12 protein-coding genes are annotated in these 12,370 nt (G+C 70.1%); 4 read left to right on the top strand and 8 right to left on the bottom strand.

Annotation, left to right across the window (positions count from 1 at the left end; all coding sequences use genetic code 11):
* From RM788_RS30760 to RM788_RS30745, 4 genes are all read right to left on the bottom strand, one after another.
* Positions 1 to 228, bottom strand: a complete 228-nt coding sequence (locus RM788_RS30760; protein WP_315921563.1) for a putative WhiB-interacting protein — start codon at positions 226 to 228, stop codon at positions 1 to 3.
* A complete protein-coding gene (locus tag RM788_RS30755; protein WP_315921561.1) occupies positions 225 to 626 on the bottom strand; it encodes a WhiB family transcriptional regulator in 402 nt (133 codons plus the stop codon). The genes RM788_RS30760 and RM788_RS30755 overlap by 4 nt, the downstream gene beginning before the upstream one ends.
* 119 nt (positions 627 to 745) lie before the next feature.
* Entirely contained in the window at positions 746 to 988 is a 243-nt protein-coding gene (locus tag RM788_RS30750) for a hypothetical protein (protein ID WP_315921559.1), read from the bottom strand.
* 149 nt (positions 989 to 1,137) lie between these two features.
* The gene (locus RM788_RS30745) at positions 1,138 to 3,198 is read right to left on the bottom strand and encodes an ATP-dependent DNA helicase UvrD2 (RefSeq protein ID WP_399340563.1); all 2,061 of its coding nucleotides are present in this window, start codon (positions 3,196 to 3,198) and stop codon (positions 1,138 to 1,140) included.
* 72 nt (positions 3,199 to 3,270) lie between these two features.
* Between RM788_RS30745 and RM788_RS30740 the strand changes: the two genes are divergently transcribed.
* The gene (locus RM788_RS30740; protein ID WP_315921554.1) at positions 3,271 to 4,017 is read left to right on the top strand and encodes a DUF4191 domain-containing protein; all 747 of its coding nucleotides are present in this window, start codon (positions 3,271 to 3,273) and stop codon (positions 4,015 to 4,017) included.
* A 72-nt stretch (positions 4,018 to 4,089) separates the two neighbouring features.
* On the opposite strand, the gene RM788_RS30735 is transcribed toward RM788_RS30740, so the two are convergent.
* Positions 4,090 to 4,563, bottom strand: coding sequence for an RDD family protein (locus RM788_RS30735; protein ID WP_315921552.1), 474 nt, complete (start codon positions 4,561 to 4,563; stop codon positions 4,090 to 4,092).
* Between the two features lie 231 nt (positions 4,564 to 4,794).
* On the opposite strand from RM788_RS30735, the gene glnA reads away from it, so the two are divergent.
* The gene (gene glnA / locus RM788_RS30730) at positions 4,795 to 6,219 is read left to right on the top strand and encodes a type I glutamate--ammonia ligase (RefSeq protein ID WP_315921550.1); all 1,425 of its coding nucleotides are present in this window, start codon (positions 4,795 to 4,797) and stop codon (positions 6,217 to 6,219) included.
* A 250-nt stretch (positions 6,220 to 6,469) separates the two neighbouring features.
* Positions 6,470 to 6,790, top strand: coding sequence for a hypothetical protein (locus tag RM788_RS30725; RefSeq protein WP_315921548.1), 321 nt, complete (start codon positions 6,470 to 6,472; stop codon positions 6,788 to 6,790).
* 433 nt (positions 6,791 to 7,223) lie between these two features.
* Here RM788_RS30725 and RM788_RS30720 read toward each other — a convergent pair whose 3' ends face one another.
* On the bottom strand, positions 7,224 to 7,874 hold the full coding sequence (locus tag RM788_RS30720; RefSeq protein WP_315921546.1) for a hypothetical protein: 651 nt from the start codon (positions 7,872 to 7,874) through the stop codon (positions 7,224 to 7,226).
* A gap of 248 nt (positions 7,875 to 8,122) precedes the next feature.
* Here RM788_RS30720 and RM788_RS30715 point away from each other — a divergent pair, with 248 nt between their 5' ends.
* The gene (locus tag RM788_RS30715) at positions 8,123 to 8,380 is read left to right on the top strand and encodes a hypothetical protein (protein ID WP_315921544.1); all 258 of its coding nucleotides are present in this window, start codon (positions 8,123 to 8,125) and stop codon (positions 8,378 to 8,380) included.
* Positions 8,381 to 8,437: 57 nt separating this feature from the next.
* Here RM788_RS30715 and RM788_RS30710 read toward each other — a convergent pair whose 3' ends face one another.
* Positions 8,438 to 9,367, bottom strand: a complete 930-nt coding sequence (locus RM788_RS30710) for an NADP-dependent oxidoreductase (protein WP_315921542.1) — start codon at positions 9,365 to 9,367, stop codon at positions 8,438 to 8,440.
* 40 nt (positions 9,368 to 9,407) lie between these two features.
* The gene (locus RM788_RS30705) at positions 9,408 to 12,359 is read right to left on the bottom strand and encodes a bifunctional [glutamine synthetase] adenylyltransferase/[glutamine synthetase]-adenylyl-L-tyrosine phosphorylase (RefSeq protein WP_315921540.1); all 2,952 of its coding nucleotides are present in this window, start codon (positions 12,357 to 12,359) and stop codon (positions 9,408 to 9,410) included.
* Between the last annotated feature and the right edge of the window lie 11 nt (positions 12,360 to 12,370).

Here is a 12,370-nt window from a genome sequence, read left to right as displayed (position 1 = left end):
TCAGAGGTCGCGGGCGGAGCGCGCCGCTCGCTTCTGGGCCCAACCGGACAGTCGTCGCCATCGCTGCGCGACGACCAGCCGGTGGGCCAACCGTTGGCGTTCGGCGAGATTTTCGGAATCCCGCATTCGGGCACGTGCGAGGTCTTCATGGAGCAACATTCGGCCGATCCCCTGGTTCTTGTGGTCGAGGTGGTGCAGTTCGTCGGTGGTGATGCCATTCGTGGTCACGCGGCGGCCTCCTGGCTGGTAGCCCCCCGGACGACGGTCGCGGCGGGCGCCGCGGGAACTGCGGGTGCGGCGTCCTTGCGCGGACGGCCACGGGGGCGCTTCCGCGCGATGACGGCACCGCGTTCGAAGATCTCGCCACCCCAGACACCCCACGGCTCGTGGCGAGCCAGTGCTCCGGCGAGGCACTCGGCGATCACGGGACAGCCGACGCAGAACGTCTTGGCCTTCTCGAGCTCGGCGGGGGCGTCCGCGAACCACAGGTCGGGGTTGTTGGTGCGGCAGGGCAGGTCGAAGCCGGCGTCGGGCGCGGTGTCGATCAAGCAGGCGACACCGGCGCCTCCGTGGTCCGCGGCCTCGGGGAACGTTCCGGTCGTTATCGGAACGGTGGCGGTCAACATCAGGTGAACTCCCTGTCAGGTACTGCGATGGGGTTTTTCGTTCTGGGACAGCAAAAAGGCCGCGATCCCGAATTCGGGTCCGCGGCCTAGGTGAGCCAGGTAGTCCTGACAGTCCTGTGTCAGGTCCTACTTCGCTCGTGCGCGGACGGCGCATCGATCGAGTTGTCAGTGGTGGTGACGCCAGAGGTGACGACCGTGTTGGCGGTCGGCACCTGGATCAGCAGGCCTCGCTCGGCGCTCCACGGCTGGGCGTGGCGAACGCGGGCAGACTTCCGCCCCGCAGCGAGTTCCATCGGCGACACGCAAACGACCCCGGTCAAGAGGTAACCGGGCGTCGCGAAGGCGTTGAGAGTCGTCTTCACGGGGGTCACCTCCATCAATGGGTTCGTAGTCGTCATGTCGGTCTTCGTCTTCCCCAGTCGGGCACTCCGTGCCCGGCATCAGCAGGTTACGAGGCCTCGCGGGAAGCGTGCAACTGGTTTTACGAAATCTCTGCCGATCGGATGGATTTTCACCGTTCGCCCTGGACAACGCCCAGTACGTCGGCTCCGAACTTGTCGAGCTTCGAGGCGCCGATGCCGGAGATCGACACCAGTCCGGCGTTGTCCACCGGACGAACCTCGGCGATGGCCACGAGGGTCGCGTCGGTGAACACGACGTAGGACGGCACCTTCAGCTCGCGCGCGCGCCCGGCACGCCAGGACCTGAGGCGCTCCAGCAGTTCCTCGTCCACGTCGGACGGGCAGTTCTTGCACCGGCCCAGCTTCACGGCCAGCGCCTCGACGAGGGTGGCCGAGCAGATCCGGCACGTCGGCTTGCCGCGCTTCTGCAGCGGTTCGCGCCTGGTGCCCAGCGTCGCCGGGTGCCCGTCCGGCACGAGCCCGTACATGAACCGGCTGCGCCGACGGTACTTGCGCCCACCGGCCGCGCGGGCGAGCGCCCACGACAGCCACAGGTGCTCCCGCGCGCGGGTCACGCCGACGTACAGGAGCCTGCGCTCCTCCTCGATCTTCGCGTCGTCGCCGTCCGCGTGCATGATCGGCAACGTGCCCTCGACGAGCCCGACGAGGAACACCGCGTCCCACTCCAGGCCCTTCGCCGCGTGCAGGGACGCCAGCGTGACGCCCTCGACGGTCGGCGGGTGCTGGGCCTCGGCCCGCAGGTCCAGCTCGACGGCGAACCTGGCCAGGTCCGCGCCCTCGATCACGGTCGCCAGCTCCTCGGCGAGTTCGACCAGCGCGAGCAGCGACTCCCACTTCTCTCGCGCGGAACCACCGGCGGGCGGCTCGTCGGTCAGACCGAGCCGGGCGAGCACCTGCCGCACCTGACCGGGCAGATCACCTTCGGGCGGGGTGCGGCTCGCGGTCCGCAGCGCCACCATCGCCTGCCGCACCTCGTTGCGCGCGAAGAACCGCTCGCCGCCGCGCACCTGGTACGGGATGTCCAGCTCGGTCAGCGCCTGCTCGAAGACCTCGGACTGCGCGTTGACCCGGTACAGGATCGCGATCTCGCTCGCGGGCACGCCCTCGGCGAGCAGCTTCCGGACGTTCTGGGCGACCGCCGACGCCTCCTCCGGCTCGTCGCCGAACTCGGTGAACGTCGGCCGCGGCCCGTCCGGGCGCTGGCCGATCAGCTGCAACCGCGACCCCGCGGGCCTGCCGCGCGCCCACTTGATGACCTCGTTCGCGAGCCCGACCACCTGGGGCGTCGACCGGTAGTCGCGCTCCAACCGGATCACGTGGGCCTCGGGGAAGCGGCGGCCGAAGTCGAGCAGCGGCTTCGGCGAGGCGCCCGCGAACGAGTAGATGGTCTGGTTGGCGTCGCCGACCACGGTCAGGTCGTCGCGCTGGCCGACCCACGCGTCGAGCACGCGCTGCTGCAACGGGGTCACGTCCTGGTACTCGTCGACCACGAAGCAGCGGTACCGGTCGCGGAACTCCTCGGCGACCTCGCCGTGCTCCTCCAGCGCCGCGGCCGTGTGCAGCAGCAGGTCGTCGAAGTCGAGCATCTGCGCGCGGTTCTTGAGCTGCTCGTAGGCCTGGTAGACGAGGACGAGCTGCTCGGGCGGCACCGGCGTGTCCCGCTGCGTGCTCGCCGCGGCCGCCGGGTAGCGCTCCGGCGTGATCAGCGACGCCTTCGACCACTCGATCTCGCTCGCCATGTCCCGCAACGACTCCGAGGACGTCGGCGCGCCGACCTTGCTCGCGGCCTGCGCGACGATCCGCAGCTTGCCCTCGACGAGTTGCCACTGGTCGCCGCCGACGACCCGCGGCCAGAAGTACCGCAGCTGCCGCAGCGCCGCCGCGTGGAACGTGCGGGCCTGCGCGGCCGTCACGCCCAGCGCCCGCAAGCGCGTGCGCATCTCCCCCGCCGCCCGCCCGGTGAACGTGACCGCGAGCACCTGGCCAGGGGCGACGTGCCCGCGCTGGACCAGGTAGGCGATGCGGTGGGTGATGGTCCGGGTCTTGCCGGTGCCCGCGCCCGCGAGCACGCACACCGGCCCCCGCGGCGCCTCGACCGCGGCGCGCTGTTCCGGGTCGAGTCCCTCCAGCAGCGGGTCCATGCGGAGCATCCTCGCAGACGGTCCGACAACGATTGTGGGAGGCGGTGAACAGGAAGTCGACGCGCCCGTATCCTGGTGTGCATGGCTGGTAAGCAGGACAAGGCTGCCAAAGTGGACAAGACGGCAGCCAAGGAGGCGAAGAAGGAGCGGCGCGCCGCTTCCCGAGCCAAGCGCGGGCAGATCTTCGAGGCGTTCAAGATGCAACGCCGCGAGGACAAGGCGCTCGTGCCGCTGATGCTCGGCGCCGTGCTCGGCGCCACGGCGTTGGCGTGGGGCATCGGCTACTTCTTCGACATGCAGTGGGTGTTCCTGCCGATGGGCGTCGCGCTCGGCGCGCTGCTCGCGGTGGTCATCTTCGGCCGTCGGGTCCAGGCGAACGTCTTCAAGAAGGCGGACGGCCAGCCGGGTGCCGCGGCCTGGGCGTTGGAGAACCTGCGCGGCAAGTGGCGGGTCACGCCCGCCGTGTCGGGGACGACGCAGCTCGACGCCCTGCACCGCGTGATCGGCAGGCCCGGCGTGGTGCTCGTCGCCGAAGGCGCGCCGCACCGGGTGAAGGCGCTGATCGCGCAGGAGAAGAAGCGCGTCTCGCGGGTGGTCGGCGACACGCCGATCTACGACCTGATGGTCGGCACCGAAGAGGGGCAGATCCCGCTGCGGAAGCTGCAGAGCCACCTGATGAAGCTGCCGCGCAACATCTCGGCCGCCCAGATGGACACGATCGAGAACCGGCTCAACGCGCTCGCCAGCCGCGGTGCCGCGCTGCCCAAGGGCCCGATGCCCGCGGGCGCGAAGATGCGCAGCGTCCAGCGCACGATGCGCAGGCGCTGACCCGAACCCCGTCCACGCGAAGAGGCCCCGATCACCAGGTGTGATCGGGGCCTCTTCGTCTTGTCGGCCGGATTAGCGGACCCGGATGACCACGGTGTTGCTCGCCTTGTCGTGCAGGCAGCGGCCGTCGGCGTCCCAGATCACAGCCGGGATGACCAGGAAGATCAGCCCCGTGCGCAGCGCCGCCCTCGGCAGCCCGACCATCGGCGAGCCGTCAAGGCGGGCGACCCGCAGGCCGAACAGGGCGTGACCGGGGGTGAAGCCGAAGAAGGCCACGGCGATGATGGTGATCACGAACCAGGCCAGCAGGCTCCAGTTGCGCGGCAGGTCGGGGTAGGTGAACAGCCCCGCGACGCCCGCGGCCAGCAGGAAGTCGGTGAGGATCGCGAACGCCCGGCGACCGCTGGACGCGATCGAGCCGGGACCGCTCTGCGGCAGCCCCAGGCGTTCACCCTTGAAGCGCGCAGCCGTGCCGTCCCCGGAATCCGCTCCCGGCTCCAGGACGCTGCGCGGGCCCGCAAGCCACGAACCGGTCCATCTGCTCACTCCTACAGAGTAATGCCGTGGTCACCCGTTGCGCACCGGCAGGTCGGCTTGCCCTCCGTGCGGGCCCCGTTAACACTGGCGAAACATCGGAGTGACGGCCGGGCAACACCCGCGACATAGCGTCACCTCTGATGGCCAGCCGCGATCCCGTGGCGGCGTACGACCGCGCCCAAATCTTGTCTACCGGGCTAGCGGCCAGCACAGCACTCAAGACGTGAGGAGTCGACGAGGGTGTTCAAGAATTCCGACGAGGTACTGAAGTACATCTCCGACGAGGGCGTGAAGTTCGTCGACGTGCGCTTCAGCGACCTTCCCGGCGTGATGCAGCACTTCACGCTTCCGGTGTCGGCCTTCGACGCGGACGCGATCAGCGAGGGTCTGGCGTTCGACGGCTCTTCCGTCCGTGGCTTCCAGTCGATCCACGAGTCGGACATGCTGCTGCTGCCCGACCTGGCCACGTCGCGCCTCGACCCGTACCGGATCGAGAAGACGCTGATCATCAACTTCTTCGTGCACGACCCGTTCACCCGCGAGGCCTACAGCCGCGACCCCCGCAACATCGCGCGCAAGGCCGAGCAGTACCTGGCGGAGTCCGGCCTCGCCGACACCGCGTACTTCGGTTCCGAGGCCGAGTTCTACATCTTCGACTCGATCCGCTTCGAGAACAAGGAGCACAAGGCCTTCCACGAGATCGACTCGGTCTCCGGCTGGTGGAACACGGGCCGCGAGGAAGAGGGCGGCAACAAGGGCTACAAGGTCAAGTTCAAGGGCGGCTACTTCCCCGTCAGCCCGACCGACCACTACGCCGACCTGCGCGACAAGATGGTCCTCGACCTGGAGGCCTCGGGCTTCTCCGTCGAGCGCGCGCACCACGAGGTGGGCACCGCGGGCCAGTCCGAGATCAACTACAGGTTCAACACGCTGCTGCACGCGGCCGACGACCTGATGTTCTTCAAGTACGTCATCAAGAACCGCGCCCACGCCGAGGGCAAGACGGTCACGTTCATGCCCAAGCCGCTGTTCGGTGACAACGGTTCCGGCATGCACACGCACCAGTCGCTGTGGAAGGACGGCACCCCGCTGTTCCACGACGAGTCCGGCTACGCCGGCCTGTCGGACATGGCGCGCCACTACATCGGCGGCATCCTGCACCACGCCCCGTCGCTGCTGGCGTTCACCAACCCCACGGTGAACTCCTACCACCGCCTGGTCCCCGGCTACGAGGCCCCGGTCAGCCTGGTCTACTCCCAGCGCAACCGCTCGGCGTGCGTCCGCATCCCGATCACGGGCAACAACCCGAAGGCCAAGCGCATCGAGTTCCGCTGCCCCGACTCCTCGGGCAACCCGTACCTGGCCTTCGCCGCCATGATGATGGCGGGCCTCGACGGCGTGAAGAACAAGATCGAGCCCCCGGCCCCGATCGACAAGGACCTCTACGAGCTCCCGCCCGAGGAGGCCAAGGACGTCAAGCAGGTCCCGGCCACCCTCGACGCCGTGCTCAACAGCCTCGAGGCCGACCACGAGTTCCTCCTCGAGGGCGGCGTCTTCACGCCCGACCTCATCGAGACCTGGATCGCCCTCAAGCGCGAGCACGAGATCGACCCGCTCCGCCTCCGCCCGCACCCGTACGAGTTCGCGCTGTACTACGACGTGTGACGCGGACGGGACTCGACCGGTGGCTTCACCGGTCGAAGTCCCAACCGGACCACTGCCGGCCATGTGAGGCGGCAGGTCGTCCGATCGACCAAGGCCGAGGGCCGGGTGACTGTTGCAGTCACCCGGCCCTCGGTCGTTCCGCCTCCGGAGCAGATCGCCGTAACGGGCACGGGGCGGCGCGAGATCATGTAGACAAGCGCAGGGCAGCAAGTCCGGAAGACAGGCAGAGGTGACATGACACCAAGCACGTTTGGCGCGACTCACCTTTTCACCGCACCAGGTACCTGCTGACCCTGCCCAAAATCCGGCGAAGCTCCTCCTCTTCGGAGCCGTCCTCGCGTTCGTCCTGGGACTAGCCACCTTCTTCGTCCGGTTCTTCTTCGGTCTCGCGGGAACCCTGATCCGCATCCTGGACGGACGGGTGGGCGATCCTCCGCAAGGCCGTGCGCTCAACCAGGCCTCGGGTGACGTTCGCGGGAACGTCGTCCAGGTCGGTGTGATCCGGGGCGACGTCACGATCTACGGCTCCGCAGCACCCGACGACCACCAGCACCGCGATCGGGGGATGTGATGGTCGACCGCGCAACACTCCTCGGGCTTCCCCGAACCTGGCAACCGCGCCCGGCTCGGTGGAAGCGCACCACGCCTCGACCGCGGTCGGACGCGAATGCGGCCCGCAGGAACCACCGGGCAGCGCGAAGCGCCGTGACCTGTGGGCCGGATGACTGCGACAGTCATCCGGCCCCCAGGTCGCTGAAACCGGTCAAGCCACCGACGATTTCCGACACCTCCAGCACCACACCCAGAAGCCCCTGTCCCACCGGATACGGGCAAATCACGAGCGCACATGCACAAATACGGAAACCGATTGTTCAGCAATCACGCGGTATCACCCCGTGAACCCCATCACAACCATTTCCCCCTCGACTTCGTCGAGAACTTTCCACCCAACGCCAAAACGCCCCGAACGCGAAGTCCAGGGCGCTTCAAACCGGAAACCCGCTCTACCGGGGAATCGCGATACCCGGAACGGCCACCGCGCCGCCGGTCGGCGCCAGCGACCCCGTGATGCCGTTGAAGGCGATGTCGATGGTCTGGGCGACCTTGCTGACGGTCTGGTCCAGTTCGATCGTGCCCGTGATGCTGGCGCCCTTGGCGATGGCGACGGGCCACTTGCTGGTGGCGAGGGAGGCGCCGTACTCGCGCTTCTGGTCGTCCACGGCCTTGAAGGGGCCGAGGGGGAGGTCCATCTTGGCGGTGCTGGCGTTGACCGCGGTGATGTGGAGCTTGATGCGGCCACCCTGGTTCTCGACCTTGGTGACCTCGACGGTGAGCAGGCCGCGGGACTGCTTGAACGAGCCCTCGGCGACCTTGGTCTCGGCGCTGGTCGTGGTCGGGGGCTCCGGCGTGTCCGACGAGATTTCCGACGGGGTGGAGTCGAGGGCGCCGTTGAGCCCGCCCTGGCCGACGGGCTGGGTCGTGGTGGTGGTGGTGGGAGACGTGGAGTCCCGCAGGTTGACGCTGAGCGCGCCGACACCGACCGTCCCCGCCGTGACGGCCTGGATGACGCCGAGGAGCACGAGCACTCCGAGCATCACCAGGCTGATCTTGAGGATCGTGTTGGTCTTCCTGAGGTGGTTTATCTCGTCTTCCATGACGTCCTTGGTCCCGGCGCGCGCCGCACTAACATGAATGTGTCTCCGATGAACCGTGGCCAGTGTTGACATGCGCAACGGCAGTAGTCAATGCATCCGGCACATTCGTCCACACCATTCGACGCTCTGTGAGCGGTGCCCGACAGACCGTCGTAGACCGCCCGGTCCGGGGGTCCGCGAGGGGAACATCGGGCGAACGGCACGGGGCTGGCCGAGCGGGGGGCGTGGAGGGGCGTTAGGGTCGCGCGGTGTCTGATGACGTTGCTGAATTCCACGCCCCGCAGTTGCTCTCCACCCAGATCGTCGACTCCGCGGCCGAGGCCGTCGAGGCGGTGCTCGCGGCCGACACGCTGGACCTCGGCGTGCGCGTCTACAACCGGCTCGTGCCCGACGACGACTCCGACGACACGCTGGTCGAGGAGTGGGTCATCGAGATCTACACCAACGCCCCGGCCGTCGACCCCGATGACGACGAGGACGACGAAGACGCCCCCGCCGAGGACTGACCTCAGCCCGGAACGCCGATGGGCCCGCGCACTCAGCGCGGGCCCATCGGCGTTCCGTCACACCGTCAGCACGACCTTGCCGCGCACGTGACCGCCTTCGAGCAGCCGCTGCGCGTCCACGGCCCGCGCCAGCGGGAACGCCTGCTGCACGTGGACCCGCAGCTCACCCGCCCCGGCCCGCTCGGCCAGCCACTCCAGGTCCGCGGCCACCGGCCGGGCGAACGTCCAGTGCCCGCCGAGCCCGACCGCGTTGGTGTCCACGATGGACACGATCCGCGCGGGATCGCGCACCAGCGCGGGCGAGTCGCCCAGCGCGGCACCGCCCACGCAGTCGAACGCGACGTCGACCTTGCCGTCGCCGCCCACGAGCTCGGCCACGTTGTCCACCAGCGCGTCGCCGTAGGTGACCGGCTCGGCGCCGAGGTCGCGCAGGAAGTCGTGGTTGCGCGGCGACGCCGTGCCGATCACCCGCGACGCGCCCAGCAGCCGCGCGACCTGCACCGCGAGGTGCCCGACACCGCCCGCGGCGGCGTGCACGAGGACCGTGTCGCCCTCGCCGACACCGACGAGCCGCAGCGCCTGCAACGCGGTCAGCCCGCACAGCGCGAGCCCGCCCGCCTCCTCGAACCCCAGCGACGCGGGCTTGTGCGCCAACCCCCGCTCGATCGCGGCGATCCGCTCCGCGTACGTGCCGAACTGCACGTGGTCCTGGCGCTGGTAGCCGAACACCTCGTCACCGGGCGCGAACCCCGTCACCGCCAACCCGACCGAGACGACGACACCGGCCACGTCCCAGCCCGGCACCAGCGGGAAGCGGTGCGGCAACTGCCCCTGGAGGTGCCCGGCGCGCACGACGGCGTCGACGGGGTTCACCCCCGCGACCCTGACCTCGACCAGCACCTGGTCCGGCCCCACCAGCGGCTCCGGCACGTCCCGCAACGCCAGCACCTCGACATCGCCGAAGGCGTCCTGCGCGATCGCTTTCACAGCAACCCCCACTCCGGTTGGGCATGATCGACTCCAGTCTCTAGGAGTCGTAGAAGACGCGCTCGACGACGGCGCGCGCCCGCCTGGTCGTGCGCCGGTACTCGTCGAGGAACTCCCCCGGATCGGTGCCCGGCCGGTGCCCCATGACCGCCGCGACGGCCGCGAGATCACGCCCGGCCGTGGGGAGCTGGTCGCCGGGCTTGCCCTTCACCAGCATCACCGCGTTGCGCGCCCGCGTGGCCATCAGCCAGGCCGCCTTCAGCTCGGCGGCGTCGCCCGCGTCCACCAGCCCGGCCTCGGTGCCCGCGTCGATGCCCTGGATCGTGGACGGCGTGCGCAGCGCGGGAACGGCGTGCGCGTGCTGGAGCTGCAACAGCTGGACGGTCCACTCGACGTCGGCGAGCCCGCCGCGACCGAGCTTCGTGTGCGTGCTGGGATCGGCGCCGCGCGGCAGCCGTTCGGCGTCGACCCGAGCCTTGATCCGCCGGATCTCGCGCACGGCCGTCGCGTCCAGCCCGCCCTCGGGGTACCGGATCGGGTCCACCATCTCCATGAACCGCTCGCCGAGACCCTCGTCACCGGCGATGGGACGCGCGCGCAGCAGCGCCTGCGCCTCCCACACCTCCGCCCACTGCGCGTAGTACGCGCGGTAGGACTCGAACGTCCGCACCAGCGGCCCCTGCCTGCCCTCGGGCCGCAGGTCGGCGTCGACCAGGAGCGCCGGGTCCTGGCTCGGCGACGACAGCAGCCGCCGCACGGTCTCGGCCAGGGAACTGGCGTACCGCAGCGCTTCCCCGTCGGTCGCGCCCTCGACGGGCTCGCACACGAACAGCACGTCGGCGTCCGAGCCGTACCCCAGCTCACGACCGCCGAGCCTGCCCATCCCGATCACCGCGACCCGCGCCGGCCGCACGTCCCCCGCCGCGCGCACGGCCGCGTCCAGCGCCGCCTGGAGCACCGCGACCCACACCTCCGACAGCGACACGCACACCGTCCGCGGCGTCACCAGCTCCAGCAGGTCCGCGCTGGCGATGCGCAGCATCTCCTGGCGCCGCAACGACCTCGCCGCCGCGACCGCCCGTTCCAGCGCGTTGTGCCGGGCCACCGCGCTGCGCAGCGGATTCCCGATGGTCATCGGATCACGGCCGACGAGCGCCTCGGTGTCCGCCAGCATCGGCAGCACCTCGGGCGCGCGCACCAGCAGGTCCGGCACCAGTTTCGACGTCCCCAGCAACGCCGCCAACCGCTGCACCACCGCACCCTCGTCGCGCAGGAGCCTGAGGTACCAAGGGGTTTCGGCCAACGCCTCGGACACCTTGCGGTAGGCCAGCAGCCCGCCGTCCGGGTCCGGTGTGGTGGCGAACAGGTCCAGCAGCAGCGGCAGCAGCGCGCCCTGGATGCGCGAGCGGCGCGACATCCCGGCGGTGAGCGCCTGGATGTGCCGCAGCGCCCCGTCCGGGGCCGCGTAGCCGAGCGCGGCCAACCGGGCGACCGCTTCCTTCGTGGTCAGCCGCAACGCCTCGGTCGGCACGTTCGCGACGGCCTCGAGCAGCGGGCGGTAGAACAGCTTCTCGTGCAGCCGCCGCACCTGGTTGCCGTGCTTGCGGAACTCCGCCAGCAGCACCTGGCCCTCCGACAGCCGCCCCTCCGCGGACAGCCCCGCGGCACGGGCCAGCCAGCGCAGCGCCGCCGTGTCGTCCTCGGCCGGGAACAGGTGCGTCCGCAGCATCTTCTGCAACTGCAACCGGTGCTCCAGCGTGCGCAGGAACCGGTAGGAGCGGCCGAAGTCCACCGCGTCCTCACGACCGACGTACCCGCCCTTGCCCAGCACCGCCAACGCCTGCGTGGTCGCCGTGATGCGCAACGCCTCGTCGCTGCGGCCGTGCACGAGCTGGAGCAGCTGCACCGCGAACTCCACGTCGCGCAACCCGCCGCGGCCGAGCTTCAGCTCACGCCGCACCAGCTCGCTGGGCACGTGGTCCTCGACGCGGCGGCGCATGGCCTGCACGTCGGGCACGAAGTTGTCGCGGTCGGCGGCCGTCCACACCAGCGGGCGCACCACCTCCAGGTACTGCCTGCCCAGCTCCTCGTCGCCCGCGACCGGCCTGGCCTTGAGCAGCGCCTGGAACTCCCAGGTCCGCGCCCACCGCTTGTAGTAGGACGCGTGCCCGTCCAGCGTGCGGACCAGCGCGCCCGCCTTGCCCTCGGGGCGCAGCGCGGCGTCGACCTCGAAGCACGCCTGGCCCGCGATCTGCATCATCGTGCTGGCCACGCGGGTCGCGACACCGATGTCACCGTCCCCGACGAACACCACGTCGACGTCGCTGACGTAGTTCAGCTCGCGCGCACCGCACTTGCCCATCGCGATCACCGAAAGAGCGCACTCGTCCGAGCGGTGGGTCTGCTCGAACGCCACGGACAGCGCGGCCCGCAGCGCGGCGACCGCGAGGTCGGAGATCTGGCTGGCGACGTCGTCGTAGCTCACGAACGGCAGGTCCGGGTCGACGACGTGCGCCAGGTCCTCGGCCGCGACCAGGCACAGCAGCGCCCGGTACTCCAGCCGCAGGACCCGGATCGCCTCCTGGTCGCGCAGCCCGGCGACCGCGTCGGTCAGCGTCGACGTGAACCGCTCGACGTCGACGGACTCGGTGCCCGCGAGCAGCCGCCAGCGCTTGGCGTTCGCCACGAGGAAGTCCGACAGCGCCGTGGACGAACCGAGCACGGCCAGCAGCCGACCGCGCAGCACCGGATCGGACCGCACCGCGTCGGACAGGTCGGGCCACTGGTCGCCGAGGGCTTCGCGGACGCGGTCGACACCGCGCAGCGCCAGATCCGGGTCGGGGCTGCGGGACAGGGCGAAGAGCACCGGTTCGGCGCCCTCGGCCGGGCGCCCGCCCGACCACCAGCCCGTGGCCTGGAGCTGTTCTTCACTGCGCGGCCCGGTCAGCCCGAACCTGGCGGGTGAAGCGGACGTGCGGGACGGATCACTCATCGGTGCCCACG

Source organism: Umezawaea sp. Da 62-37, assembly GCF_032460545.1.
Classification (GTDB): domain Bacteria; phylum Actinomycetota; class Actinomycetes; order Mycobacteriales; family Pseudonocardiaceae; genus Umezawaea.
This window is presented reverse-complemented; position numbering and strand designations above follow the sequence as displayed.

Coding starts and splice junctions, on each gene's coding strand:
- RM788_RS30755 (WP_315921561.1), bottom strand. CDS start 626: ATGTTGACCGCCACCGTTCCGATAACGACCGGAACGTTCCCCGAGGCC.
- RM788_RS30745 (WP_399340563.1), bottom strand. CDS start 3,198: ATGCTCCGCATGGACCCGCTGCTGGAGGGACTCGACCCGGAACAGCGC.
- RM788_RS30740 (WP_315921554.1), top strand. CDS start 3,271: ATGGCTGGTAAGCAGGACAAGGCTGCCAAAGTGGACAAGACGGCAGCC.
- RM788_RS30720 (WP_315921546.1), bottom strand. CDS start 7,874: ATGGAAGACGAGATAAACCACCTCAGGAAGACCAACACGATCCTCAAG.
- RM788_RS30705 (WP_315921540.1), bottom strand. CDS start 12,359: ATGAGTGATCCGTCCCGCACGTCCGCTTCACCCGCCAGGTTCGGGCTG.